The organism is Mycobacterium terramassiliense (genome assembly GCF_900157385.1).
Lineage (GTDB): Bacteria > Actinomycetota > Actinomycetes > Mycobacteriales > Mycobacteriaceae > Mycobacterium > Mycobacterium terramassiliense.
This window is the reverse complement of the sequence record NZ_LT717701.1, coordinates 1,718,758-1,743,835: the sequence shown is the minus strand read 5'-3', so window position 1 is coordinate 1,743,835 and position 25,078 is coordinate 1,718,758. Positions and strand designations below refer to the sequence as shown.

Annotated in this window: 25 protein-coding genes; 9 read left to right on the top strand and 16 right to left on the bottom strand. The window is 69.1% G+C overall.

Going from position 1 to position 25,078, the window contains the following annotated elements:
• Nucleotides 1-176: 176 nt before the first annotated feature.
• The 3 genes from MTAB308_RS23020 to MTAB308_RS23010 form a co-directional block, all read right to left on the bottom strand.
• Nucleotides 177-1,148: an acetylserotonin O-methyltransferase gene (locus MTAB308_RS23020; RefSeq protein WP_245831476.1), complete on the bottom strand. Its 972-nt coding sequence runs from the start codon at nt 1,146-1,148 to the stop codon at nt 177-179.
• Between the two features lie 168 nt (nt 1,149-1,316).
• Nucleotides 1,317-2,690, bottom strand: coding sequence for a hypothetical protein (locus tag MTAB308_RS23015; protein WP_077102464.1), 1,374 nt, complete (start codon nt 2,688-2,690; stop codon nt 1,317-1,319).
• Between the two features lie 176 nt (nt 2,691-2,866).
• Complete coding sequence (locus MTAB308_RS23010) at nt 2,867-3,655, bottom strand: (2Z,6E)-farnesyl diphosphate synthase (RefSeq protein WP_077104688.1); 789 nt, start codon at nt 3,653-3,655, stop codon at nt 2,867-2,869.
• Nucleotides 3,656-3,805: 150 nt separating this feature from the next.
• On the opposite strand from MTAB308_RS23010, the gene trhA reads away from it, so the two are divergent.
• Nucleotides 3,806-4,552, top strand: a complete 747-nt coding sequence (gene trhA, locus MTAB308_RS23005) for a PAQR family membrane homeostasis protein TrhA (RefSeq protein ID WP_077102463.1) — start codon at nt 3,806-3,808, stop codon at nt 4,550-4,552.
• A 9-nt stretch (nt 4,553-4,561) separates the two neighbouring features.
• Here trhA and MTAB308_RS23000 read toward each other — a convergent pair whose 3' ends face one another.
• From MTAB308_RS23000 to mca, 4 genes are read right to left on the bottom strand one after another with little or no spacing between them, the layout of a single operon-like run.
• The gene (locus tag MTAB308_RS23000; protein ID WP_077102462.1) at nt 4,562-4,945 is read right to left on the bottom strand and encodes a nuclear transport factor 2 family protein; all 384 of its coding nucleotides are present in this window, start codon (nt 4,943-4,945) and stop codon (nt 4,562-4,564) included.
• A gap of 22 nt (nt 4,946-4,967) precedes the next feature.
• Nucleotides 4,968-6,983 (bottom strand): thioredoxin domain-containing protein, encoded by a 2,016-nt coding sequence (locus MTAB308_RS22995; protein WP_077102461.1) that lies wholly within the window; start codon nt 6,981-6,983, stop codon nt 4,968-4,970.
• Nucleotides 6,970-7,263, bottom strand: coding sequence for a hypothetical protein (locus tag MTAB308_RS22990; protein ID WP_077102460.1), 294 nt, complete (start codon nt 7,261-7,263; stop codon nt 6,970-6,972). Before MTAB308_RS22990 ends, MTAB308_RS22995 begins: the two co-directional genes overlap by 14 nt.
• Entirely contained in the window at nt 7,260-8,132 is an 873-nt protein-coding gene (gene mca, locus MTAB308_RS22985) for a mycothiol conjugate amidase Mca (RefSeq protein ID WP_077102459.1), read from the bottom strand. The genes MTAB308_RS22990 and mca overlap by 4 nt, the downstream gene beginning before the upstream one ends.
• A 143-nt stretch (nt 8,133-8,275) precedes the next feature.
• On the opposite strand from mca, the gene MTAB308_RS22980 reads away from it, so the two are divergent.
• Both MTAB308_RS22980 and greA read left to right on the top strand, forming a co-directional pair.
• On the top strand, nt 8,276-8,710 hold the full coding sequence (locus MTAB308_RS22980) for a DUF4307 domain-containing protein (RefSeq protein WP_077102458.1): 435 nt from the start codon (nt 8,276-8,278) through the stop codon (nt 8,708-8,710).
• 199 nt (nt 8,711-8,909) lie between these two features.
• A complete protein-coding gene (gene greA, locus MTAB308_RS22975) occupies nt 8,910-9,404 on the top strand; it encodes a transcription elongation factor GreA (RefSeq protein ID WP_077102456.1) in 495 nt (164 codons plus the stop codon).
• Nucleotides 9,405-9,443: 39 nt separating this feature from the next.
• Here the strand turns inward: greA and MTAB308_RS22970 are convergent, their stop codons facing one another.
• From MTAB308_RS22970 to MTAB308_RS22955, 4 genes are all read right to left on the bottom strand, one after another.
• A complete protein-coding gene (locus MTAB308_RS22970; RefSeq protein WP_077102454.1) occupies nt 9,444-10,610 on the bottom strand; it encodes a cystathionine gamma-synthase in 1,167 nt (388 codons plus the stop codon).
• A 59-nt stretch (nt 10,611-10,669) separates the two neighbouring features.
• Entirely contained in the window at nt 10,670-11,359 is a 690-nt protein-coding gene (locus MTAB308_RS22965; RefSeq protein ID WP_077102452.1) for an RDD family protein, read from the bottom strand.
• 108 nt (nt 11,360-11,467) lie between these two features.
• Nucleotides 11,468-12,874: a cystathionine beta-synthase gene (locus MTAB308_RS22960; protein ID WP_077102450.1), complete on the bottom strand. Its 1,407-nt coding sequence runs from the start codon at nt 12,872-12,874 to the stop codon at nt 11,468-11,470.
• 40 nt (nt 12,875-12,914) lie between these two features.
• Nucleotides 12,915-13,982 carry an alpha/beta hydrolase gene (locus MTAB308_RS22955; RefSeq protein WP_077102448.1) on the bottom strand — a complete coding sequence of 356 codons (1,068 nt, stop codon included), beginning with the start codon at nt 13,980-13,982 and terminating at the stop codon, nt 12,915-12,917.
• A 231-nt stretch (nt 13,983-14,213) separates the two neighbouring features.
• On the opposite strand from MTAB308_RS22955, the gene MTAB308_RS22950 reads away from it, so the two are divergent.
• Both MTAB308_RS22950 and MTAB308_RS22945 read left to right on the top strand, forming a co-directional pair.
• Nucleotides 14,214-15,194, top strand: coding sequence for an SGNH/GDSL hydrolase family protein (locus tag MTAB308_RS22950; protein ID WP_077102446.1), 981 nt, complete (start codon nt 14,214-14,216; stop codon nt 15,192-15,194).
• A gap of 72 nt (nt 15,195-15,266) precedes the next feature.
• Nucleotides 15,267-16,484: an acetyl-CoA C-acetyltransferase gene (locus tag MTAB308_RS22945; RefSeq protein WP_077102444.1), complete on the top strand. Its 1,218-nt coding sequence runs from the start codon at nt 15,267-15,269 to the stop codon at nt 16,482-16,484.
• Nucleotides 16,485-16,500: 16 nt separating this feature from the next.
• Here MTAB308_RS22945 and MTAB308_RS22940 read toward each other — a convergent pair whose 3' ends face one another.
• The 3 genes from MTAB308_RS22940 to MTAB308_RS22930 all read right to left on the bottom strand — a co-directional run bounded on the left by MTAB308_RS22940 (nt 16,501) and on the right by MTAB308_RS22930 (nt 19,595).
• Nucleotides 16,501-17,394 carry an RNA polymerase sigma-70 factor gene (locus MTAB308_RS22940; protein ID WP_077102442.1) on the bottom strand — a complete coding sequence of 298 codons (894 nt, stop codon included), beginning with the start codon at nt 17,392-17,394 and terminating at the stop codon, nt 16,501-16,503.
• Nucleotides 17,391-18,551 (bottom strand): NAD(P)/FAD-dependent oxidoreductase, encoded by a 1,161-nt coding sequence (locus MTAB308_RS22935; protein WP_077102440.1) that lies wholly within the window; start codon nt 18,549-18,551, stop codon nt 17,391-17,393. Before MTAB308_RS22935 ends, MTAB308_RS22940 begins: the two co-directional genes overlap by 4 nt.
• Nucleotides 18,552-18,758: 207 nt before the next feature.
• Entirely contained in the window at nt 18,759-19,595 is an 837-nt protein-coding gene (locus MTAB308_RS22930) for a Bax inhibitor-1/YccA family protein (protein ID WP_077102438.1), read from the bottom strand.
• A gap of 232 nt (nt 19,596-19,827) precedes the next feature.
• Between MTAB308_RS22930 and MTAB308_RS22925 the strand changes: the two genes are divergently transcribed.
• The 3 genes from MTAB308_RS22925 to MTAB308_RS22915 are packed head-to-tail and all read left to right on the top strand — an operon-like array spanning nt 19,828 to nt 23,413.
• Nucleotides 19,828-20,874 (top strand): enoyl-CoA hydratase/isomerase family protein, encoded by a 1,047-nt coding sequence (locus MTAB308_RS22925; RefSeq protein WP_077102436.1) that lies wholly within the window; start codon nt 19,828-19,830, stop codon nt 20,872-20,874.
• Between the two features lie 13 nt (nt 20,875-20,887).
• Nucleotides 20,888-21,667 (top strand): enoyl-CoA hydratase, encoded by a 780-nt coding sequence (locus MTAB308_RS22920; protein WP_077102434.1) that lies wholly within the window; start codon nt 20,888-20,890, stop codon nt 21,665-21,667.
• Nucleotides 21,668-21,676: 9 nt separating this feature from the next.
• Nucleotides 21,677-23,413, top strand: coding sequence for an alpha/beta hydrolase (locus MTAB308_RS22915; RefSeq protein ID WP_077102432.1), 1,737 nt, complete (start codon nt 21,677-21,679; stop codon nt 23,411-23,413).
• A 26-nt stretch (nt 23,414-23,439) separates the two neighbouring features.
• Here MTAB308_RS22915 and MTAB308_RS22910 read toward each other — a convergent pair whose 3' ends face one another.
• Nucleotides 23,440-23,886 (bottom strand): rhodanese-like domain-containing protein, encoded by a 447-nt coding sequence (locus MTAB308_RS22910; protein ID WP_077102430.1) that lies wholly within the window; start codon nt 23,884-23,886, stop codon nt 23,440-23,442.
• The gene (locus MTAB308_RS22905) at nt 23,886-24,464 is read right to left on the bottom strand and encodes a cysteine dioxygenase (protein ID WP_077102428.1); all 579 of its coding nucleotides are present in this window, start codon (nt 24,462-24,464) and stop codon (nt 23,886-23,888) included. Before MTAB308_RS22905 ends, MTAB308_RS22910 begins: the two co-directional genes overlap by 1 nt.
• A 172-nt stretch (nt 24,465-24,636) precedes the next feature.
• On the opposite strand from MTAB308_RS22905, the gene MTAB308_RS22900 reads away from it, so the two are divergent.
• On the top strand, nt 24,637-25,020 hold the full coding sequence (locus MTAB308_RS22900; protein ID WP_157901001.1) for a lipoprotein LpqV: 384 nt from the start codon (nt 24,637-24,639) through the stop codon (nt 25,018-25,020).
• Nucleotides 25,021-25,078: the final 58 nt, after the last annotated feature.

Sequence of the window (25,078 nt, the reverse complement as noted above, 5' to 3'; positions counted from 1 at the left end):
GGGGTCGAACTGGTTTGAGCGTGCCGCCAGAGCACTGCCATATCGACGCGTGGCGCTGCCAACTGCTGCCACGAGGAGAATGACCAGGGATTTCCACCGGCTATTCCCGCCCGGGACAATTAATTCCACACGTGTCTCAAACGGTGGGGTCGGTGGCGCGATCCGTCGGCGGGAGACTAGACCGCGATCGCCTCCACGACGCTGAACGGTGAAACCGTTTCCACCACCCGACTCAGCTCAAACCCGGCGCGCTCGAGCAGCCGACCGTATTCGTCCGCGGTGCGCTCACGCGAGGCGGCACTGACGAACATTTCCAGGTCCAGCCACTTGCCCGCGAACTCGCGGTTGTGTGCCGGAATCACGAGCTCGACGAGCAGCAGATGTTTGCCCGCGCCTGCCGACGCCCGCACGTTGGACAGGATGTGCACGGCCTGCTCGTCGGGCCAGTCGTGAATGACGTTCTTGAGAACGTACGCATCGCCGTCGGCCGGTATGTCGTCATCGAAGAAGGACCCCTCGGCGATCCGAACCCGGTCCAAGACCCGGTGTTTGCGCAGTTCGGCCGGGGCGTCGATGACGACATGAGGTTGGTCGAAGAGGATGCCGCGCGCCTGCGGCGCGGCGTTCAGCATCGCGGCAAGCAGCCGGCCACGGCCGCCCCCGACGTCGACGATGGTGGCGTAGGGACTGAAGTCGTACGCGGCGACGAGCGGTGCGATCGAGATTTCCGAGATGCCGGTCATGGCCTGGTTGAAGATTTCCTGCAATTCGGGCTGACCGGCCAGGTACTCGAACAGGGATCCGCCCCGCGTTTCGCAGGCGACGCACTCGCCGCGACGGAGACTTTCGCTCAGGTGACTCCAATGCTCACGATTCTCCGGCGAACCCATCCATCGGGCCCACGCCGCCAGGGATACCTCGGCGTCGCGGCGAAGAGGTTGCGACAGTGGGGTGAGGTCGTAGCGGCCGTCGCGGCGCTGGCGGAAGATCCCGCGCGAGATCAGGGCCCGCATCAGTCGGATCAGAGCCTCGCGGTCCGCGTCAACCGCCGTCGCAAGGTCCTCTGCCGACAGCGGCCCGTTCGCCAGTGCATCGGCAATGCCGAGGTCGGCGGCGGCCGTAATCGCCTGCGCAACCCAGGCGTTCATGACCATTTCCATCAGCGCGGCCGGCGCCGGGAAAGGTCCGGGCGTGGAGCCGGCTCAGAAAATGCCTGGCCAGTTCGACGACCCGGACGGCCTTTGCCGGCGGAATCTTGGTTGAAGCCATCGCTGCCCCTTGCGTCGGAATACCTTTCCGGAGCGTAACCTGCGGCGTTACCCCCGTCGCGCCAAGCTGACGCGCTCGCGCAGATCGGCGGCGATGAGTCGGGCGGCGGCGTTTTGCCAGTTGTGCAGGGAGCGCTGCGGGACCTCGGTGACCAGCCACTGCCACGCCTGCCGGGCGGTGGGGTCCAATCCGGCGGCGGTGGCGTTTTGCGCGTACGCGCGCACCCCGACGACGTAGGGGAAGTACAGCGCGTTGTAGTAACGCCACTCTTCGGTGGTGCCGAAATCGCCCGCGTTGCGGGGTTTGAGCCGGGCGATCCCGTCGGCGAGGACGGCCTTGAGCTCGTTGGCTCGCTCCAGCGGCTGATCGGGCGCGCCCCGCGCGGCCAGCCGCTCGTCGATCACGGGCAGCGCCGTCAGCGGGCTGGCGACCAGCTTGGTCAGGTCGGCGTAGTGGCCCAGCGCCCGGCGGGTGAGCCGGGCGAAGGTGTCGTCGTCGACGTCGACCAGCGGATCGGCCGAGCGCAGCGGCAGCGCCGCCCCGGTGTGGCGCAGCGCGGCGCGGTCGGCGCGCAGCGAGGGCGACCTGGAGAACGCCAGCCGGTCCAGCACCCCGGCCAGCGGATCGGCCAGCACCTGCACCGTGATCGCGATCGCCAGGGTGCTGAACATCAGCACGGTCAGCACCGTCTGCGTGGTGGGCTCGTGCCGGGTCACCGCGAGCCCGATCAGCGCCTGCCCGCCGAACAGCACGGCCACCGCCGACGAGCCCACGAACGAGCGCAGCATGTCGGCGCGCAACGCCTGGCCCTCGTCGAAGGCGTCCCACAGCGCCACCGCCACGCCGAGCGCCAGGACGTCGAAGCCCGTGGAGGCCAGGGCAAGCCGGCTGGGGACCAGACCGAGCGGAATGATCAGGATGGCGTTGGCCAGCGCGAAGAACAGGGTCGCCATGACCACCACGCCGGCGACCGGCGTCGGCTGGGCGCGCCGGCGCAGCGCGGCGAGCATCGCCCCCAGAGTCGATACCGAGATCACGGCCATCATCAGCACGTGACCCGGCCGCAGCGGGCCCTCGACGGTGCCGGCCATCATCGCCCCGAACAAAGTGAGCGCGGCGACACCCCCGATCAGCAGCAGCTCACCGGTGCGCACCCGCCAGTGATCGCCCGGCCGCGACAGCTCGATGAGCACCGCGAACCACGCCACGCTGGGGACCGCCACCAAATAGATCTCGAGCCGCCCGAGCAGCGCGAGATGCGGGGCGTCGACGGAGCGCACCGCGTCCAGCGCCACCACCAAAGCGAAGCCGCACAATCCCGCCGCCGCGAGTGCCAGCACCGGCTTCCGCGGATCGCGGGCGAGAAGGTACAACCCCAGCCATCCGCTCAGCGTGAACACGACAGCCGACAGCGCAGCCATGCACCTAGTCTGTCACGCGGTCCGAAACGTACCGACTCGCTTCGCCGCGCTTGCGATCGGCACGGCCCGATGCGTGCCGACCCGCCGCGCCCGGCTTCGCCGCGCTTGCGATCGGCACGGCCCGATGCGTGCCGACCCGCCGCGCCCGGCTTCGCCGCGCTTGCGATCGGCACGGGCTACTTGCCGTAGCGGCGATGCCGTTGGCTGTAGTCGCGCAGCGCGCGCAGGAAATCGACGCGGCGGAACGCGGGCCAGTGCGCCTCGGTGAACCACATCTCCGAGTAGGCGCTTTGCCACAGCAAGAATCCCGACAGCCGCTGCTCCCCCGACGTCCGGATCACCAGGTCGGGGTCGGGTTGCCCTGAGGTGTAAAGGTTTTCGGAGATGCCGTCGACCGTCACCGTGTCGATGAGCTCCTCGGCCGTGGCGCCATTAGCGAGTTCCTTGCTCAACAGCGCGCGCACCGCGTCGACGATCTCGCGGCGGCCGCCGTAGCCGACGGCGACGTTGACGTGGAAGGGCGCCTCGGCCGGGGTGGATTCCACCGCGTCGCGCAGGCGGCGGGCCGGCTCCTCACCGATCAGCGCGAGGTCCCCGACGGTGCGCACGCTCCAGCGGTTGGCCGGCGCGCAGATCGCCTCCACCACATCGGTGATGATCTCGATGAGCCCGGCCAGCTCGTCGGGATCGCGCTGCAGGTTCTCGGTGGAGAGCAGATACACGGTGGTCATTTCGATGCCGGCTTCTTGGCACCAGCGCAGCATCTCGGCGATCTTGACGGCGCCCATTCTGTAGCCGTAGCTGACGTCGTCGTAGCCCGCGTTGCGCGCCCACCGGCGGTTTCCATCGCACAGCACCGCGATGTGGCGGGGAAGTTCGGATTTGGAGGCCGCCAAACCCTGCCTCAGCCGCAGCTCGTAGACGCGGTACAACGGCTCCTTGAGCCGCGGCGGGATGATCTCCACGAAGCTCCACACTACTGTGACCGGCGCCAAATTCCGGCGTGCATTTCCGCGTCGTCACCGCACGTCCGGCAGCGTGCTGTGGCGATTCACGGCTACTGTTGGCGCAAAGGAGCGAACGGCAACACGACGCAATGCAGTCCCGAGGGAGTCATGAGTAGCCAGACCGACGCGCCGCACGAGACAGAAGCCATCGCGCCAGGTAATCCCGTCGAACAGCTCGTCGAGGGTGCCGCCGAGGCCATGTCCAAGCCGCGCATGCGCGGCTGGATCCACTTCTACTCCGCGTGGTTGGCGATTGTCTGCGGCGCGACCCTGGTGTCGGTGTCCTGGGCGGTGGCATCCACCCGCGCCGGCCTGACGACGTTCGCCTACGCCCTCGCCACGGTGGCGATGTTCGGCGTCAGCGCCACCTATCACCGCGTCAATTGGAAATCCGCCAAGAGCCGCACGCTGATGAAGCGGCTCGACCATTCGATGATCTTCCTGTTCATCGCGGGCAGCTACACACCGTTCGCGATGCTGGCCATGCCGCCCGCGGACGGGCGGGTGGTGTTGTGGATCGTGTGGGGCGGCGCCCTGGCGGGCGTCGCGCTGAAAGTGTGCTGGCCCTCGGCGCCGCGCTGGGTGGGCGTGCCGCTGTATCTGTTGCTGGGTTGGGTGGCGGTCTGGTACGCGCCGACGATCATTCACGTCGCCGGGGTGGCCGCGATGGTGCTGCTCGCCGTCGGCGGCGCGTTCTACAGCATCGGCGGCCTGCTCTACGGGCTGCGCTGGCCGGACCCGTGGCCGAAGACGTTCGGCTACCACGAGTTCTTCCATGCCTTCACCGCGATCGCGGCGATCCTGCACTACATCGCGATGTGGCTGGCGGTCTTCTACGTCGGCAATCCCGCCTGACGCCTGACGCTAGAGCTGCCGCACGTCGGCGGTCGACCAGTAGGCCTTCATCGCGGCGACCTTGCCCTGGGCATCGAAGACCATCACGTCGATCGGCTCGATCACCATCTTGTGCTCCCCCGCGGTCACCGTCAGCCGGAACTGGAAGGCCGCCTCATGGCCGGCCACGCGCAGCGTCACCAGCTCGCATTCGCGCTGCACGTCGCTGACCGCGGCGTAGAAACCGCGGATCGCCTGACGCCCGATGTGCACCTCGCCGCCGACCGGGTCCTCGACGGTCGCATCGTCGGCGTAGAGCTCGACGATGTCGTCGGCGCTGCCCTTGGCGACCAGCTCGATGTAGCGGTTGACGGTCTCGGTGATCGCTTGGACCCTGTCGGTGGCGTTCGGCATGGGACGCAGGGTAACCGCCGGACTACCGCTCCGAAACACCCAGGGCGCCCGCCAGTTCGGCCGCCCCGGTCACCGGCAGATCGCACACCCGACCGCGGCACACGTAGGCGGCATCGGCACCTCCCACCCGGCCCCGGCCGGCCAGCAGCGCCGAGGAGTCGGGTTCGCCGCCGACGACGATCGCCCCGCCGGGCGCCAGCCGGCGCGCGGCGGCCAGCAGCGCCGACCGGGACGGATCGCAGGCGACCGCGATCTGCAGCGGCCCGCGCACCGCGGCTTCGGCGACGACCAGCCAGTGACCGGCCGAGCGCGGCGCGCGCTCGAGCAGCACGGAGTGCGCGGCGAGCGAGTCGGCGACCGCCCGCAGGTACCGCTCGGCGCGTTCACCGTCGACCAGGTGCGCCGCGGTCAGCAGCGCCTCGGTGACCGACGACGCGCCCGACGGCGTGGCCCCGTCCATCGGGTCGCCGGGTCGCAGCATCAACTGCTCGGCGTCGTCGGCGGTGTCGAACCAGCGACCGGGCCGCTGCGGGTCGGCGAAACGGCGCAGGGCCGTGTCCAGCAGCTCGGTCGCCGCGCTCAGCCAGGGCTCCTCGGCGGTCAGCTGATACAGCGCGAGCAGGCCGGTGGCCAGCATCGCGTGGTCCTCGAGGATGCCGGGGCCGTCGCCGACCACCCCGCCCAGGCTGGCGCGCCGCAGCCGGCCGTCGACGACGTGGGTGTCCAGCAGCGCCGACGCGCAACGCCGAGCCGCTTGGGCCAGCGCGGGATCCTCCAGCGCCACGCTCGCCTCGGCCAGCGCCGTGATCGCCAGCCCGTTCCACGACGTGACGACCTTGTCGTCGCGCGCCGGCTGGGCCCGGGTGCGCCGCGCGGCCAGCAGCGCGGCCCGGACGCGTTCGGCCCGTGGCGGATCGTCCGGATCGGCGGGCAACTGCAGCACCGAGCTGCCGTGTTCGAACGTGCCGCTGGGGGTGACCGCGAAAACCTCTGCGGCCCAACGACCGTCGTCGACGCCTAGAACCTCGGTCAGCTGCGCCGGGGTCCAGACGTACGTCGAGCCCTCCCGCCCGTCGGCGTCGGCGTCCAGCGACGACGTGAACATGTCGGCCTCGCCCAGGTCGTCGATCAGAAACGCCGCGGTCTGGGCGGCGACGCGGCGGGCCAGCGGGTCTGCGGTGCGCCGGGCCCAGTGCGCGTACACCCGCAGCAGCAGCGCGTTGTCGTACAGCATCTTCTCGAAATGCGGTACCACCCAAGCATTGTCGACGCTGTAGCGGGCGAAGCCGCCCGCGAGTTGGTCGTAGATGCCGCCGCGGGCCATCGCGTTGCCCGTGCGCGCCACCGCCTGCAGCGCCGCCGCCGATCCGGTGCGCTCGTAGTTGCGCAGCAGGGCCTCGAGGATCGCCGACGGCGGGAACTTGGGGGCGCCGCCGAACCCGCCGCGCACCGTGTCCTGGTCGCCCAGCACGGAGGCGACCGCGTGATCACACAGCGCCGGCGCCACGTCCGGACCATCGCCGGGCAGCGCCGAAACCATCTTGCGCAGCTCGCCGGCGATGCGGTCCGACGCCTCCTCGACCTCCCCGCGGCGTTCCCGCCAGGTGCTGGAGACAGCCGAAAGAAGCTGCAGGAAGCCATCTTTCGGGTAGTACGTGCCGCAAAAGAAGGGCCGGCCGTCCGGCGTCAGGAAACACGTCATCGGCCAACCGCCCTGCCCGGTGAGCGCGACGGTGGCGTTCATATAGACCGCGTCGAGATCCGGCCGCTCCTCGCGGTCGACCTTGATGCAGACGAAACCCGCGTTCATCACCGCGGCCACCTCGTCGTCCTCGAACGATTCGTGGGCCATGACGTGGCACCAGTGGCAGGCGGCGTAGCCGATGGAAAGCAGGATCGGCACGTCGCGGGCGGCGGCCTCCGCCAGCGCCTCCGGCGTCCACTGCCGCCAGTGCACGGGGTTGTCGGCGTGCTGGCGCAGGTAGGGGCTGGTGGCCAGCCCAAGGGTGTTCGTTCCGGCGGAATCAGCCGGGCTCATCGCCGGGTCCTGGCGCCCGCGCGGATCCGTTCGGCTGCCCCCGCGGCGGGTCTTCGCCGACCGTGTCGGTGCCCTCGTCGGCGGCCTGGTCGGGTTCGGGATGTTCGGGGTCGAACGTTTTGGGAACCTTCTTCAGTTGCCGGTTCATCGACCGCAACAGGAACAGGATCGCGATCAGCAGCAGCACGACGACCAACAGGCCCACCGGGCTGGCCTTGCCGAAATCGGGGCCGTGGTTGTGCGGACCGTCCGCGATCACCCCGATCAGGTAGTGATTCACCCGTCACCCTCGATTCCGGCGAACAGGTCGTCCTCGGGGAATTTGACGGGGACGCGGGAGCGGGCCAGCTCGAATTCCTCGGTCGGCCATAGCCTTTGCTGCCATTCGATGGGTGCGGCGAAAAATTCGGCGTTCGGGTCGATCTGGGTGGCGTGCGCCCGCAAGGCGTCGTCGCGCTGGCTGAAGTACGCCGAGCATTCGACGCGCGTCGTCACCCGGGACTCGAACGGGTCGTGCTCGGGATCCCAATGCTTGAGCCACTTTTTGAACGGCCCCTCCTGGCCGCGCTTGACGAACTCGTCGTGCAGCAGCTGCATCCGTGCGCGCAGGAAGCCGTGGTTGTAGTACAGCTTGGACACCGTCCACGGCTCGCCGGCCTCCGGGAAGCGGGCGTAGTCGCCCGCCGCCTCGAACGCGCCCACCGAAACCTGGTGGCAGCGAATGTGATCGGGGTGGGGGTAGCCGCCGTTCTCGTCGTAGGTGGTCATCACGTGCGGCCGGAATTCGCGGATCACCCGCACCAGCGCCTCGACCGGTTCCTCGAGCGGCACCAGCGCGAAGCAGCCGTCGGGCAGCGGGGGCGGCGGGTCGCCCTGGGGCAGGCCGGAGTCGACGAAACCCAGCCACGTGTGCTCCACGCCGAGGATCTCCGCCGCCTTCGCCATCTCGTCACGGCGGATCTCGGCCATGTGCTCCAGCACGTCGGGCAGGTCCATCGCCGGATTGAGAATCTCGCCGCGCTCGCCGCCGGTCAGCGTCACCACCAGCACACGGTGACCCTCGTCGGCGTAGCGGGCGAGTGTCGCCGCACCCTTGCTGGACTCGTCGTCGGGGTGGGCGTGCACCGCCATCAACCGCAGTTCGCTCACGTGCCCCCTAAAGTTCTCCGAGTCGATTCGCTGGTCGCCCCTGAAGGGCTACAAGAGCTAGAAGCGACCTTATAATTCCAGTTCCGATCGTTGCATCCTGTCGGCCGGTGTCCGGCAGCCCACTCACCCAGGCATACCCAGGCATGACCGAAACTCCCCTTCCGCGCCCCGAGACCCGCTACGGCCGGTCGCGGCTGTCGCGCGTCTCCCGCCGTCGCGTGGTCATCGGGCTGGCCGTGCTGGTGGTCGCGGCCGGCGTCGCCGTCGCGGTCGTCGGCTATCAGCGGCTCGGCACCGGCGACGTCGCGGGCACGCTGGCCGGCTACCAGGTGGTCGACAACGAGACCGCGTCGGTAACGATCAGCGTGACGAGATCCGACCCGTCGCGCCCGGTAGACTGCATCGTGCGGGTCAAGGCCAAAGACGGCAGTGAGACGGGCCGGCGGGAGGTGCTGGTCCCGCCCTCCGAGGCGGCCACGGTGCAGGTGACCACCACGGTGAAATCCTCCCAGCCGCCGGTGATGGCCGACATCTACGGCTGCGGCACCGACGTGCCCGGCTACCTGCGAGCCTCCTGACCGCACGACAAACGCGAACGGTGAATATCGAGTCATCAACTGTTTGCGCGGTGGTAACATGGGTGAATGCACGGTTCCTGCTGGGACCGTGTATTGCTGCATTAATGGCCGTGAGAACGGAGCGGCGGTAGCCCCAAGCAGCGGGGTTCACAGGCTTACGCGGTTACGCGGAACATACAGATACGAGGAGCACGACAAGATGACGGATACTCAGGTGACCTGGCTGACTCAGGAATCACATGACCGACTGAAGGCCGAGCTCGACCAGTTGATCGCGAATCGTCCGATTATCGCCGCGGAAATCAACGACCGCCGCGAGGAGGGTGACCTCCGGGAGAACGGCGGCTATCACGCCGCCCGCGAAGAGCAGGGCCAGCAGGAGGCCCGCATCCGCCAGCTGCAGGACCTGCTCAACAACGCCAAGGTCGGCGAAGCGCCCAAGCAGTCCGGCGTCGCGCTGCCCGGCTCGGTGGTCAAGGTCTACTACAACGGCGACAAGTCCGACAGCGAGACGTTTCTGATCGCCACCCGCCAGGAGGGCGTCAACGAGGGCAAGCTCGAGGTCTACTCGCCGAACTCACCGCTGGGCGGCGCCCTGATCGACGCCAAGGTGGGCGAGACCCGCAGCTACACCGTGCCCAACGGCAACACCGTCGAGGTCACGCTGGTCAGCGCGGAGCCGTACCACTCCTGAGTTGGCGTGAGGCGGGGCACCTCCCGCTTGCGAGCCGTATCAGGCCAGCGCCTGTTCCAGGTCGGCGAGCAGGTCGGCGACATCCTCGATGCCCACGGAAAGCCGCACCAGGTCGTCCGGCACCTCCAGCTGCGAGCCGGCCGTCGACGCGTGCGTCATGGCGCTGGGCAGCTCGATCAGCGACTCCACCCCGCCCAGGGATTCGGCCAGGATGAACACCTCGGTGCGGGCACACAGGTCCTCGGCGGCTCGCCGGCCGCCCCGCATCCGCACCGAAACCATGCCGCCGAAGCCGCGCATCTGCCGCGCCGCGACCTCGTGCCCGGGGTGGCCGGGCAGGCCCGGGTACAGCACGGCGCTCACCGAAGGGTGTTCGGCGAGGAATCCCGCTACGGCCGAGGCGTTTTCGCTGTGCCGCTGCATCCGCAGCACCAGCGTCTTCAGGCCGCGCATCGTCAGGTAGGCGTCGAACGGACCGGGCACCGCGCCGGCCCCGTTCTGCAGGAACGCGAAGGCGTCGTCCAAGTTCTGGTCGTTGGTGATCAGCGCGCCGCCCACGACGTCGGAATGGCCGCCGATGTATTTGGTGGTCGAGTGCAGCACGACGTCGGCGCCCAGCGTCAGCGGCTGCTGCAGCGCGGGCGACGCGAAAGTGTTGTCCACCAACACCTTCGCGGAGCTCTGCTTGCCGATGTCGGAGATGGCCGAGATGTCGGCGATGGTCAGCAGCGGATTGGTCGGCGTCTCCACCCAGACCAGCCGGGTCTGCGGGGTGATCGCGGCGCGGACGGCGTCCAGGTCGGACAGCGCCACCGGCGTGTACTTGACGTTCCACATGGTGAAGACCTTGTCGATCAGCCGGAACGTGCCGCCGTACGCGTCGTTGGGGATGACGACGTGGTCGCCGGGCCGCAGCATCGCCCGCAGCGCGCAGTCGGTGGCGGCCATCCCGGAACTGAACGCCCGCCCGAAGGCGCCCTCTTCGACCGCGGCCAGCGAGGCCTCCAGCGCCGCGCGCGTCGGGTTGCCGGTGCGCGCGTACTCGAAGCCGCCGCGCAGGCCGCCGACACCGTCTTGGGCGAACGTGCTGCTCGCGTAGATCGGGGCGTTCACCGCCCCGGTCGCCGGATCCGGCCGATAACCGGCGTGAATGGCTTTGGTGGCCAGCCCTTGGAACCGGTGGTGCCGGCTACGGTCCTCGCTCATCGAGGATCAGCCTAGTGCCACCCTCCGGCGGCCCCATGCCGACCGAATGCCGCCCCCGATCAGGCTTGTTCGATCGGCAGGCACACCGTCGTCATGATCTTGTCCGCCAACGTTTGCCGCTTGGCGTCCCAGAGCGGAAACAGGTAACCGATGTAGCAGATGACCTGGTCGACGAAGTGCGCGAGCTGGCGCACGACGGACATCCCGAAGCCGATCGGCTGGCCGGTGACCTCGCTGACCACCTTGAACTTCATCACGGACTTGCCGATGCTCGAGCCGGTGGTGCCCTGGCGGTAGCCGTAGTTCCAGACCAGGTACGCCAGCGCCAGCAGGACGGTCAGCCAATACAGGAGCATGCCGATGCCGCTGGGCTGGCTCACGCAGTACTGGTTGACGCTGTACTGGTTGATGTCGCTGACGCACGACTGTTGCGTCGTGAGGGCCTGGATGAGCACACCGATACCCACCAGGACGCCGGCCGGGATGTTGTCGATCAGGAACGCCAGCACCCGGGTCACCCACGGCGTGTAGGACTCCGGCGGCAGGGCGCGGATGGCCGGCCCGGGCGGTGGCGGCGCATAGCCGCCCGACGACGGGGGCGGGGGCGGGTAGGACCCCCCGCCGGGGGGCGGTGGCGGAGACGCCGGGCCGCGGTAGGACCCCCCGCCGGGGGGCGGTGGCGGAGACGCCGGGCCGCCGGGCCCAGGGGGTGGCTGATAAGGCTCGCCGGACGACGGTTGATCGGTCATGGACAACCCTCCACTGAGTTAGCTGAACCAGGCCGCATTACAGTACCTGAGGGCCGGGTCCGCGAAGCGGATTAAGCGAGAATTGCGCCACGGACACCCGGCGCTCCGCTAACGCCGGCCCGACGTCCCGCGGGGCGGCTCCGACAGGAATCCCAACAAGTCGTAGCGGGTGATCACGCCGACCGGTTTGCCTTCCTCCACCACCATCAGGGCGTCCCAGTCCCGCAACGCCTTGCCGGCCGCGCTGACCAACTCGCCGGCGCCGATCATCGGCAGCGGCGGGCTCATGTGCTGAGAGACGGCGTCGGCCAGCTTCGCCCGGCCCTCGAAGACGGCCGACAGTAGCTCGCGTTCGGACACGCTGCCGGCCACCTCGCCGGCCATCACGGGCGGCTCCGCGCCCACCACCGGCATCTGGGACACCCCGTACTCCCGCAGGATGCCGATGGCGTCGCGCACCGTCTCCGACGGATGGGTGTGCACCAGGTCGGGCAGCGCGCCCGATTTGCGGCGCAGCACGTCGCCCACGCTGAACTCCTCCGTCGAACCGTCGAGGCGGGCCCGCAGGAACCCGTACGACGACATCCAGGCGTCGTTGAAGATCTTGGACATGTATCCGCGCCCGCCGTCGGGCAACAGCACCACGACCAGCGCGTCGGGCCCGGCTTCCTCCGCGACGCGGATCGCGGCGACGACCGCCATCCCGCACGACCCGCCGACCAGCATCGCCTCCTCGCGGGCCAGCCGCCGCGTCATGTCGAAGGAGTCGGAGTCCGACACCGCGATGATCTCGTCGGGCACCGTGGGGTCGTACGCCGCCGGCCAGAAGTCCTCGCCGACGCCCTCGACCAGGTACGGCCGGCCGCTGCCGCCCGAATACACCGAGCCTTCGGGGTCGGCGCCGATGACGCGGACCCGGCCACCGGACACCTCCTTGAGGTAGCGGCCCGCGCCGGTGATCGTGCCGCCGGTCCCGATGCCGGCGACGAAATGGGTGACCTTGCCGTCGGTGTCGGCCCAGATCTCCGGGCCGGTGGTGGCGTGGTGGCTGGCCGGGCCTTCGGGGTTGGCGTACTGGTCGGGCTTCCAGGCGCCGTCGATTTCGGTGACGAGACGGTCGGAGACGCTGTAGTAGCTGTCCGGGTGGTCGGGCGGCACGGCCGTCGGGCACACCACCACCTCCGCGCCGTAGGCGAGCAGCACGTTGCGCTTGTCCTCGCTGACCTTGTCCGGGCAGACGAACACGCACTTGTACCCCCGGTGCTGGGCGACCAGCGCGAGGCCCACGCCGGTGTTGCCCGACGTGGGCTCGACGATCGTGCCCCCGGGCTTGAGCTGCCCGCTGGCCTCGGCGGCGTCGATCATCTTGACCGCGATCCGGTCCTTGGAGCTGCCGCCGGGGTTGAGGTATTCGACCTTGGCCGCCACCGTGCCGGCGCCGTCGGGGACGACCGAGTTCAGCCGAACCAGCGGCGTCCCACCGATGAGGTCACTGATGTGCTGCGCGATCCGCATGCGTTCATCGTGTCAGGCGGGTTCGGGCGGCGCACAACCGCTAGCCGGTGGCCTCGCGGATGTAGTCGCCGATCTGGCGCAGCGACCGGATCGCCTCGGGCACCAGCGGCGCGGCCAGCTGGAAGTCGTGGACCTGGCCGGGCCACACCCGCACCTCGGCCGGCACGCCGACCGCCGCCAGCCGGGATGCCGCCAGCCGCGCGTCGTGCAGCAAGACCTCGGATCCGGAAACGTGGATCAGGGTCCGGGGCAGGCCGGGCTTGATGTGTTCCAGGGGCTCGTAAACCTCTTCGGGTTTGCCGTCCACGATGTTCTTCTGGGCGGCGCTAGCAACCAACTCGACCAGCGCGTCAAACGCGTTAGCGGGGAACATCGCGTCGCTCTTGATGTTGGGATGGGCCTGCTTGCATTCCTTTGCTAACTGCAGCAGTGGCGAGATCGCCACCAGCGCCGCCGGCTCCTCGCCCTCCTCCTGCAGGCGTTGCGCCAGCGCCAGCGCGAGGTACCCGCCCGCGGAGTCGCCGGCCAGCACGATCTGGTCCGGTTGGTAGCCGCGCTCGCGCAGCCAGCGGTAGGCGTCGTGGCAGTCGGACAGCGCCATCCCGACCGAATGCTTGGGCAACAGGCGGTAGTTGACCACCAGCACGGGCGTGTCAGCAAACTCCGACAGCGCTTCGACGAGCCGGCCGTGGGAGTTTGCTCCACAAGTCAGGAACGCCCCGCCGTGCAGATACACGACGACCCGGCGGGTGCCGTCGGCGGGCAGCACCCCGGGCGCGCGCACCAGCTGCGCCGAGGCATTGGGCAAGTTCACGGTCTCGCGGACGGTGGCGGACACCGGGAGCAGGACGCGGGCGGCGACGTCGATGAGGCCCCACGGCCAGGGCCAGTTGGGGGCGTGGCTGCCGACGGCCAGAACCGGCCGGATCGTCAGGCGTGAGGCGAGGTTAGCTACCCGTGCAGCAACGCTGGGCCCTGACTCGAGTACCTCGACCGGTGCGCCGTCGCTGATTGCAAATCTGCGTGCCTCAACTCTACGTCGCTTGAGGACCTCGTGTGGCCGAACGGTATTCCGGGGTGAGCCGGATACCTTGCTGGGTGCGGTCATGCTCAACACTTCCTACGCCGTTGTAGTGCGATACAGCATGTGACGAGGCAGCTAAGCGTCCGGTTCAGCCCGACTCCCAGGGCGTTCAGCCAACCCCTAAAAAGTAGCTTGACAGGCGTTACTGAGTAGAACGTTTGAAGAATCTGTTTTGATACCACATTTGATTCACACCGTGACCGCATTGTTGACAACCCGGCCGCGCAAACCCCGGAGCGGATCTAAACTGATTTCGTGACCATCCGGGTGCCACGTCGTTCGACGATCGCCCTGGCCACAGCGGGCGCGCTCGCCTCGACAGGTACGGCCTATCTGGGCGCACGCAACCTGCTCGTGGGCCAGGCGGCGCACACGCGCACGGTCATCCCGAAGGCCTGGGACATCCCGCCGCGCGCCGACGGCGTGTACAGCCCCGGCGGCGGGCCCGTGCAGCGGTGGCAGCGCGGCATGCCCGTCGCCGTCCACCTGATGATCTTCGGCGACTCCACCGCCACCGGGTACGGGTGCACCAGCGCCGAGGAAGTGCCGGGTGTGCTGATCGCGCGCGGGCTGGCCGAACGGACCGGCAACCCGGTGCGCCTGAGCACCAAGGCCATCGTCGGCGCCACGTCGAAGGGCGTCGCCGGTCAGGTCGACGCGATGTTCGTGGCAGGACCGCCGCCGGACGTGGCCGTGATGATGCTGGGGGCCAACGACGTCACCGCCCTCAACGGCATCAGCCAGTCGGCCCAGCGGCTGGCCCTGACCGTCCGCAAGCTGCGCTCCCGGGGGGCGGTCGTCGTCGTCGGCACCTGCCCGGACCTGGGCGTGGTCAGCGCCATCCCGCAACCGCTCCGGTCGCTGGCGCACGCCCGGACGACGCAGCTCGCCCGCGCCCAGACGGCCGCCGTCCGCGGCGCCGGCGGCGTGCCGGTTCCCATGGCGCAGCTGCTCGCACCCCGCTTCCGCACCCAGCGCGAGCAGATGTTCTCCGCCGACGGGTTCCACCCGTCGCCGACCGCGTACGCGCTGGCCGCCGAGGCGCTGCTGGTCGCGGTGTGCGACGCGCTGGGCATACCGGCCGCGAGCCCGGCGCCCGACGTCCCGGTGCCCGCGGGGGCGCCGGTGCTGGGCCCGGCGCACACACGCCTGAGCACGATGTCGCGGCTGTGGCGGCGCCCGGCGCCGGGGTCGGCGCCCGCCCCGTCTGCGTGGGCTCCCGTCACCACCGACTAGATTTGTTCTGGCCCGTCGGGGTGAACAACACCCGCCTACGAAGCGAGCCCGCATCCGCTGGAAGGAACAGCCATGCCCGAAGCCGTCATCGTCTCAGCCGCCCGCTCGCCCATCGGCCGCGCCATGAAGGGGTCGCTGGTGTCCATGCGGCCCGACGACCTTGCCGCCCAGATGGTGCGGGCCGCGCTCGACAAGGTGCCCGCCCTGAACCCGCACCAGATCGACGACCTGATCCTCGGCTGTGGCCTGCCGGGCGGCGAATCCGGCTTCAACATGGCCCGCGTCGTCGCCGTCGAGCTCGGCTATGACTTCCTGCCCGGCACCACCGTCAACCGGTACTGCTCGTCGTCGCTGCAGACCACGCGGATGGCGTTCCACGCGATCAAGGCGGGCGAGGGCGACGCGTTCATCGCCGCGGGGGTGGAGACCGTCTCCCGCTTCGGCAAGGGCAACTCCGACTCGTGGCCCGACACCAAGAACCCGCTGTTCGACGAGGCCCAGGAGCGTTCGGCGGCGGCGGCCGCGGGCGCCGACGAATGGCACGATCCCCGCGCCGACGGAAACCTGCCCGACGTGTACATCGCGATGGGCCAGACCGCGGAGAACGTCGCCATCCTGACGGGCATCAGCCGCGAGGACCAGGACCGCTGGGGGGTGCGCAGCCAGAACCGGGCCGAGGAGGCGATCAAGAGCGGCTTCTTCGAGCGGGAGATCACCCCGGTGACCCTGCCCGACGGCACCACCGTCAGCACCGATGACGGCCCCCGCGCGGGCACCACCTACGAGAAGGTCTCCGAGCTCAAGCCGGTGTTCCGGCCCAACGGCACCATCACCGCGGGCAACGCGTGTCCCCTCAATGACGGCGCGGCCGCCTTGGTGATCACCAGCGACACCAAGGCCAAGGAGCTGGGCCTGACGCCGCTGGCGCGCATCGTGTCCACCGGTGTCAGCGGGCTGTCGCCGGAGATCATGGGGCTGGGCCCCATCGAGGCGTGCAAGAAGGCGCTGGCCCGGGCCGGCATGTCGATCGGCGACATCGACCTGTACGAGATCAACGAGGCGTTCGCGGTGCAGGTGCTGGGCTCGGCGCGCGAGCTCGGCATGGACGAGGACAAGCTGAACGTGTCGGGCGGGGCGATCGCCCTGGGTCACCCGTTCGGCATGACCGGCGCGCGCATCGCCACCACGCTGATCAACAACCTGCAGACGCACGACAAGACGCTCGGCCTCGAGACGATGTGCGTCGGCGGCGGCCAGGGCATGGCGATGGTGATCGAGCGGCTGAGTTAGGCCGCCGCGCCGTCACTCAGCCGCGGCGGATGCCGTCGGCGACGGCATGCAATTTGTCCGGGTTGGCCACGTTATGGATGGCGGCGATGCGCCCGTCGGCGTCCAGGGCGACGGTGAGCGTCGCGATGACGCGGCCCGCGGCTGAGAACACGACGCCGGGGCCACCGTTGATGTCGACGACTTCGGCCATCATGTCGGCGATCTCGACGCCTTCGTAGGGCCGCTTGGTGACGCCGGCGAGCCATGCGGCCACCTTGGCGCTGCCCTCGACGGGGCGCAGCGCCTGGCGCACCCTTCCGCCGCCGTCGGTCCACAGCGTGACGTCGGGGGCGAGCAGTTGCATGAGGTCGTTGATGTCGCCGCCGGTCGCCGCGGCGAAGAAACGTTCGGTCACCGCGCGTTTCGTGCCCCGGTCGGCTTCGAACCGGGGCCGGCGCGCCTGCACGTGACTGCGGGCGCGGTGGCCCGCCTGGCGCACGGCCGACTCCGAACGCTCGACGGCCGCACCTATCTCGGCGTAGCTGAAGTCGAAAACCTCCTTGAGGACGAACACCGCGCGTTCCAGCGGGCTGAGCGTCTCGAGCACGACCAACATCGCCATCGACACCGATTCGGCGGCCGCGACGTCCTCGGCCGAGTCGGCGCTCGTCAGGATGGGCTCGGGAAGCCAAGGCCCCACGTAGGTTTCGCGCTTGTGCCGGGCCGAGCGTAGCCGTTCCATCGACAGGTTCGACACGACTCGGGACAGGTACGCCTTGGGGTCGGCGACCTGGCCCCGATCAGCCGCCGACCACTTCAGCCACGCATCCTGAACCACGTCCTCGGCGTCTGCCACCGAACCCAGGATCCGATAGGCGATGGCGAACAACAGTTTTCGATGTTCGATGAAGGTCTGCTCGGCGGGGCTCATCGGGTGAAGCTTCCACCCCGCCGCCAGGTCGCCGCGCCTAGCCAGGGCAGCACTTTGAGCAGGCGGTACGTCGTCCACGGGCTCGCGCTCACCGTTTCCTTGTATGCCACGGCCCAGCGTCCCGCCAAATAGAACCGCGTCGGGCTGTCATCGGGATGGGTGAACTGGATGACGCCGTCGCGCCGTCCGAGGCTCACCGGCTGATGGATGTAGCCGAATCGGAACCGCTTGGGCTGCTTGGCCTTGAGTTCGCGGACGATGTTGGCGGCGGCGTGCAAACCGGTCGGGATGCCGCTCTGGCAGGTCCCGTGCATCACGCCGTACGGTTGCCGGATCGCCGCGGCGTCACCGACGACGTAGACGTTGGGGTGCGACACCGAGCGCAGCGAGGCATCGGTGACGATCCGGCCGCGCTCGTCGACGCACAACCCCGCGGCCGCCGCCACCGGTGACACCCGCACTCCCGTCACCCACAGCACCGCCCGCGCCGCGACCACCTCGCCGTCGGCCAGGGCAACCCCGTCGGGCATCACCTTGACGACGTCGACGCCGGCGCGGATCCGCACGCCCAACCGGTCCAGACCCGCGTGCAGGCGGGCGCGCGCCTTGGGGCCCATGGCGGACCCGGGCGCCTGCCTGCTGAGCAGGACGACGTCGAGTCCCGGATGCCGCCCGGCGATCTCGGCCGCCGATTCGATTCCGGTCAGGCCGCCGCCCGCCACCACCACCGGGCCGGAGCCGAGCCGGTCCAGCTGCCGGGCCAGCAGCCCGGCGTTGTGGGAGCTGTCGAGCGTGTAGGCGAATTCGTCGACGCCGGGCACGTCCTGGCTATCCGCGACGCTGCCCAGCGCGTACACCAGCGTGTCGTAGCCGATCGTGCGCTCGTCGTCGAGACGAACGGTCCGCGCGTCGGCGTCGATGCCGGTGACCCAGCCCTGGACGAACTCGACGTCGGTGCCGGCGAGCATCTCCGGGATCTGCAGATCGGCCAGCTGCCGTCCCGAGGCCGCCTCGTGCAACCGCAGCCGCTCGGTGAAACGCGTCTGCGGATTCACTAGGGTGAGGCGCACGTCGTCGCGGCCCTTGACCCGACGTGCCAAGCGGGTCGTCGCCGCCATGCCCGCGTAGCCGCCGCCGATGATCACGATGTGCTTCATGGTCCTGCCTTTCACGAGTGGATGCGTCTGACCATCAGCAGACGCATCCGGCCGTCGCGGTTGTGACATGCACGGCGGCCTCGGGTGTGAAATCAGGGCGGCGACACGCCGCGACAAACCCCGCCGTCATGGCACGCGCAACGCCGTCAGGGCACAAAAAACCGGCACGCCCACAGGCGTGCCGGTTTTTCCCCGTCAGAGCCGGGGCTAGTCGTTTTGCAGGTAACTGAGCAGGCGCAGGATCTCGAGGTACAGCCAGACCAGGGTCACGGTCAGGCCGAGCGCGATGCCCCATGCCGCCTTCTCCGGCGCGCCGGCGCGAATCATCTGGTCGGCCGCGTCGAAGTCGATCAGGAAGCTGAACGCCGCGATGGCGATGCACACCAGCGAGAAAATGATCGCGATCGGTCCGCCGCTGCGCAGGCCCAGACCCGCGCCGCCGTTCACGTGGAACATCGCCAGCACGAAGTTGCCGAGCATCAGGAACAGCACCCCGAACAGGGCGGCGACCACCATCCGCGTGAACTTGGGCGTGACCCGGATGGCGCCGGTCTTGTAGACCACGAGCATCCCGAAGAACACGCCGAAGGTCCCCAGCACGGCCTCGCCGATCAGCGCGCCCGCGTTGGCGTTGGAGACCTGGAAGTTGGCGAAGACGAACGAGACGGCGCCGAGGAACAGCCCCTCGAGAACGGCGTAGCTGAGCACGATCGCGGGGTTGTCCTGCTTGCGACCGAAGGTCGCGATCAGCACCAAACCGAGGCCGCCGAGCGCGCCGATGAGGGTCAGCGGCATCGCCAACGCGAGGTTGGACGCCACCATGAAGTAGGACACGACGGCCGCGGCGGTCAGCACGGCCAGCGTGATGCCGGTCTTGGTGACGACGTCGTCGATGGTCAGCGGACGGGAAGCCTTGGTCTCCTGGTAGGGAGCTGTGTAGGGGTCGGCCTGGTAGTAGCCGGGGGCTGCTCCAGTGCCGAATTGCGCGTATCCGCCCTGCTGCTTGGGCAGCGAGCGAAATACCGGGTTACTTGTCTCCCGCACCGTCTGATCCTCTCTTATGGCTGTGGGTTCGAGCTGTGCGAACACTTGCTCAACGACCAGCGGGTCGCCAGGGTTCCCAACGGACCTGCTGTTTTCTCGGCGTTTCGAGGCTATTTAAACGGGCTCTGTTGTTGTCGTCCTGTCAAACATAAACCTTACCCGCGGGCATCGCTGCAGTCGTGACGATCTAGATTGCTGGTCGAGACCGGGCGGCGATTGGGAGGCTGGCGCGTTGAGTGACGAATCCGATGAGGTTTTGACCCGAGTCGAAGGCGCCGTCGGGCTGATCACGCTCAATCGCCCCAAGGCCATCAACTCGCTGAATCAGAACATGGTGGACGCGTTGAGCGCCGTACTCACCCGTTGGGAAACCGACGACGCGGTGCGCGCGGTGGTGCTGGCGGGGACGGGCGATCGCGGCCTGTGCGCCGGCGGCGACGTGGTCGCGGTCTACCACAGCGCCCGCAAGGACGGCGTCGAGGTACGCAAATTCTGGCGCGACGAGTATCTGCTCGACGGCCAGATCGGCAGGTTCGCCAAGCCGTACGTGTCGTTGATGGACGGCATCGTGATGGGCGGCGGGGTCGGCGTCAGCGCGCACGGGAGCGTGCGGGTGGTGACCGAAACCTCAAAGGTGGCAATGCCGGAGGTGGGCATCGGGTTCATCCCCGACGTCGGCGGGGCGTTTCTGCTTTCGCGGGCCCCCGGCGAGCTCGGCCTCTACGCCGCCCTGACCGGGGCGCCGTTCTCCGGATCCGACGCCATCGCCATGGGATTCGCCGACCACTACGTCCCGCACGACCAACTGGAAGCCTTCACCAAGGCGATCGTCGAGGACGGCATCGACCGCGCGCTGGCCGCCCATGCCGTCGAGCCGCCACCGAGCGAGCTTGCCGCGCAACGCGATTGGATCGACCGGTGTTTCGCGGGCGACACTGTCGAAGACATCCTCGCGGCCCTGCGTGGTCATAGGGGTCCCGGTGCGGCACGCGCTGAAGCCGCCGCCGACCTGATCGCCACCCGCTCCCCCATCGCCGTGTCGGTGGCGCTGGAGGCGGTGCGCCGCGCCGCCACGATGCAGACGCTGGAAGACGTTCTGGTCCAGGACTATCGGGTCTCGAGCGCGTCGGCGCGCTCACACGACCTGGTGGAGGGCATCCGCGCGCAGATCATCGACAAGGATCGCAATCCGAAGTGGTCGCCGGCGACGCTGGCCGACATCACACCGGCCGACGTCGAGGCGTATTTCGCGCCGGTCGACGACGACCTGAAATTCTAGAAAGGCGGTTCGGGTGACCGATAACTACGAGACCATCCTCGTCGAACGCGATCAGCGGGTCGGGACCATCACGCTGAATCGGCCGCAGGCGCTCAACGCGCTCAACAGCCAGGTGATGCGCGAAGTCACCAGCGCGGCAACCGCATTGGACAACGATCCGGGCATCGGGGCGATCATCATCACCGGTTCGGCCAGGGCGTTCGCGGCCGGCGCCGACATCAAGGAAATGGCGGCCCTGACCTTCGCCGACGCGTTCGACGCCGATTTCTTCGCCGCCTGGGGCACACTGGCCGCCGTCCGCACCCCCACCATCGCCGCGGTGGCCGGTCACGCGCTGGGCGGCGGCTGCGAGCTGGCGATGATGTGCGACCTGCTGATCGCGGCCGACACGGCGAAGTTCGGCCAGCCGGAGATCAAACTCGGTGTGCTGCCGGGCATGGGCGGTTCGCAGCGGCTCACCCGCGCCATCGGCAAGGCCAAGGCCATGGACCTCATCCTGACGGGGCGCACCATCGACGCCGCCGAAGCCGAACGCAGCGGCCTGGTTTCGCGGGTGGTGCCGGCCGACGACCTGCTGACCGAGGCCAAGGCCGTCGCGACCACGATTTCGCAGATGTCGCGCTCGGCGGCGCGGATGGCCAAAGAAGCCGTCAACCGCGCCTTCGAATCCACGCTGTCCGAGGGGCTGCTCTACGAACGTAGGCTGTTCCATTCCACATTCGCGACCGAGGACCAGTCCGAGGGAATGGCGGCATTCATCGAGAAGCGGCCCCCCAACTTCACCCACCGATAGGACGCTTCGATGAGCGACCCGGGTTCCGCGACGACCGCCCCCCAAGACGAAGCCGACCGTGAGGCCGAGCCGGAACCCACACCGCAAACCGGTAGGCCTCGCGTACAACGCTCGAGGCCTTGGTGGGTAAGGCATTACACCTTCATGGGCACCTCGGTCGGACTGATCTTCATCTTGTTTTCGATGACGCCGTCGCTGCTGCCGCGCGGCGCGTTGTTCCAGGGGCTGGTCAGCGGCATCTCCGGGGCCATCGGCTACGGGCTGGGGGTCTTCGCGGTCTGGCTGGTCCGCTACATGCGCACCAAGAATTACAGTCCGCCCGCGCCGCGGTGGGCGTGGATGGTGATGATCCCGGTCGGCGCGGCGGGCATGGTGATCATGGCGATCCGGTTCCACGTCTGGCAAGACAACGTGCGCGATCTGATGGGTGTCGAACACCTTCACTGGTATGACTATCCGATCGCGGGCGCGCTGTCGCTGGTGGTGCTGTTCGCTTTGGTCGAGCTTGGCCAGTTCATCCGCTGGCTGGTTCGTTTTCTGGTGGAGCAGCTGGATCGAATTGCGCCGTTTCGCCTTTCGGTGACCATCGTCGTGGTCGTGCTCGTGGTGCTGACCATCACCCTGCTCAACGGCGTCGTGTTGAAGTTCGCCATGCGCACGATGAACAACACGTTCGCGTCGGCCAACAACGAGATGAGCCCCGACACGGCGGCGCCAAAAACGCCGCTGAGATCCGGTGGCCCACAGTCGCTGGTCTCGTGGGAGTCGCTTGGTCGCGAGGGCCGCGTGTTCATCGAGGGTGGGCCCCGCGTCGACGAACTGACCACGTTCAACGGGTCCCCCGCCACCCAACCGATCCGCGCCTACGCCGGGCTGAACTCCGCGGACGGCATCACCGCGGCCGCCGAGCTGGCGGCTCAAGAGCTGCAACGCGAGGGCGGGCTGCAGCGCGCCGTCGTCGCGGTCGCGACGACCACCGGCACCGGCTGGATCAACGAAGCCGAGGCCTCCGCGCTGGAGTACATGTACAACGGCAACACCGCGATCGTCAGCATGCAGTACTCGTTCCTGCCGAGCTGGCTGTCGTTCCTGGTGGACAAGGAGAACGCGCGGCACGCCGGCCAGGCGCTCTTCGAGGCCGTCGACCGGCTGGTCCGCCAGATGCCGGAAGGGCAGCGCCCCAAGCTCGTGGTGTTCGGCGAGAGCCTGGGATCGTTCGGCGGCGAGGCGCCGTTCATGAGCCTCAACAACGTCCTAGCCCGCACCGACGGCGCGCTGTTCAGCGGGCCGACGTTCAACAACACGATCTGGACCGACCTGACGTCGACGCGCGACGCCGGCTCCCCCCAGTGGCTGCCGGTCTACAACGACGGCAAGAACGTCCGATTCGTCGCCCGCGCAAGCGATCTGGGGCGCCCGAACGCCGCATGGGGCCACCCGCGGGTGGTCTATCTACAGCACGCCTCCGATCCGATCGCCTGGTGGACGCCCGACCTGCTGTTCGCCAAGCCCGACTGGCTGCGCGAAAAGCGCGGGTACGACGTGCTGCCCGAAACCTACTGGATCCCGGTGGTGACGTTCCTGCAAGTCTCGGCCGACATGGCGGTGGCGGTGGACGTGCCGGACGGGCACGGCCACCACTACGTCGCCGATGTCGCCAACGGCTGGGCGGCGGTGCTGTCGCCACCCGGTTGGACACCGGAGAAGACAGACAAACTGCGGCCGCTGCTGCACGCCAACGGCTAGCCGGGCCGGCGCGGCAAACCGGTTGCCTAGAGCCAGCGGCGACCGGCGGTACCGGCGTCCACCGTCGCGGACTGGCGAGGGTCGACCGGCTCACCGGCGAGCTTGTCCAGCACACCGGAACTGGCCAGCGCGCGGTAGCCGCCGATGACGTCGGTGGCGCGGTGCAGGCCGATGTCCAGCAGCGCGGCCGCGGCCAGGCTGGACGTGTAGCCCTCGGAGCACACGATCACCCATTCGACGTCGTCGCCGACGGCCTCGGGCAGCCTGGCGTCGCTGGTCGGGTCGCACCGCCACTCGAGGACGTTGCGTTCGATCACCAGCGCGCCCGGCAACTCGCCCTCGCGGAACCGCTGGGCCTGCGGCCGGATGTCGACGAGCACGGCGCCATGCCGCAGCGCCTCGGGCACCTCGGTGGCGCGAAGGCGGCGAAACCGGCGCCGGGCCGATCTCAGGACAACGTCGATGCGGCTCATCAGGATCCTTCCGGTTGGTCGGTCAATTCGGTGCGGTCGCGGCGCAACCTGTTGCGGTCGGTGACCTCGTAGTACGACATCGCGGTCAGCGGCGGCGAGTAGGCATGCACGCTGAGGGTCGGCGCCACCGCGGGCGCCGCCTTCATCGCCGGCTGCGGAACGGGCCTGGGCGCCCACACCACGTCATGCACCCAGCCCAGCGGGAACCCGGCCTGATCGCCGGCGTCCAACCGGCGCCGCCGCAAACCTTTTCCGTCCCAACGGAATTCGCTGAGCGAGCCGGACACCACGGTCAGCGCACCCAGCGACCCGCCGTGGTCGTGCAACTCGGTGGCGTGACCCGGCACCCAGCTGATCAGCCAGACGTCCAGTTCCTCGTCGCCATGAATGCGGGTGAACCAGCGCTTGGAATCCGGCACCCCGCCGCTGGGCAGCAGGTGGTCATAGCGCCCGCTGAGGACGTGGTCGGCGGCCTGGTCGGTGGCGTGCAGCAGGTCGGGCACCCGCAGCCGCGTGGGTCCCGACGCGGGCTTGAGGGGTGACGAGACGACGGCAGGCGTCGCAAAAGAAACGGACATCTGAGGAGCTCCAGGATCAACGGATGGGCAAGCGGCGGCGTGTTAGGGCCGACAACACTCGCAAAATCCGAAGCGCTCCATCACGGTCGCCAGTGTTGCATAGATTGAGACCGTGCGCCGTTGCCGTCATCGCCCCGGGCCGCGGAGCGGGGTTGTCGTCGCGGCCCTTCTCTTGGCGGTCACGGGGTGCTCGCACGGCACCCCAGGCGGCACCGCGCCGTCTCACTCGACGCGCCCGTCGGGCATCCCCCGCGGCCCGGCCTCGGCATCGCCGGACGCCATCGGGCTCACCCCGGGCGGGGTGACGACCAGGGTCGACGTCCCCGCGGATTCGACCGAGGAGGAGTATTTCCAGGCCTGTCACGCCGCAAAGGTCTGGATGGAGGCCCAGCCCAGGACGGGTGCGTCGCTCTTCGAGCCGTACCTGGCGATGGTGCAGGCGTCGCCGTCGGGCACACCCGGCACCTGGGGCGCCCGTTGGTCGGAGCTGACGCTGGCCAGGCAGGCGGCCGTGATCACCGCCGCGCGCGCGGCCGCCGCCGACGAATGCGGGTAGGCCGAAAGCCCTCCGCGCAATTGTGATCACGGGTACAAAAAAGGGCCGCCCGGCCGCC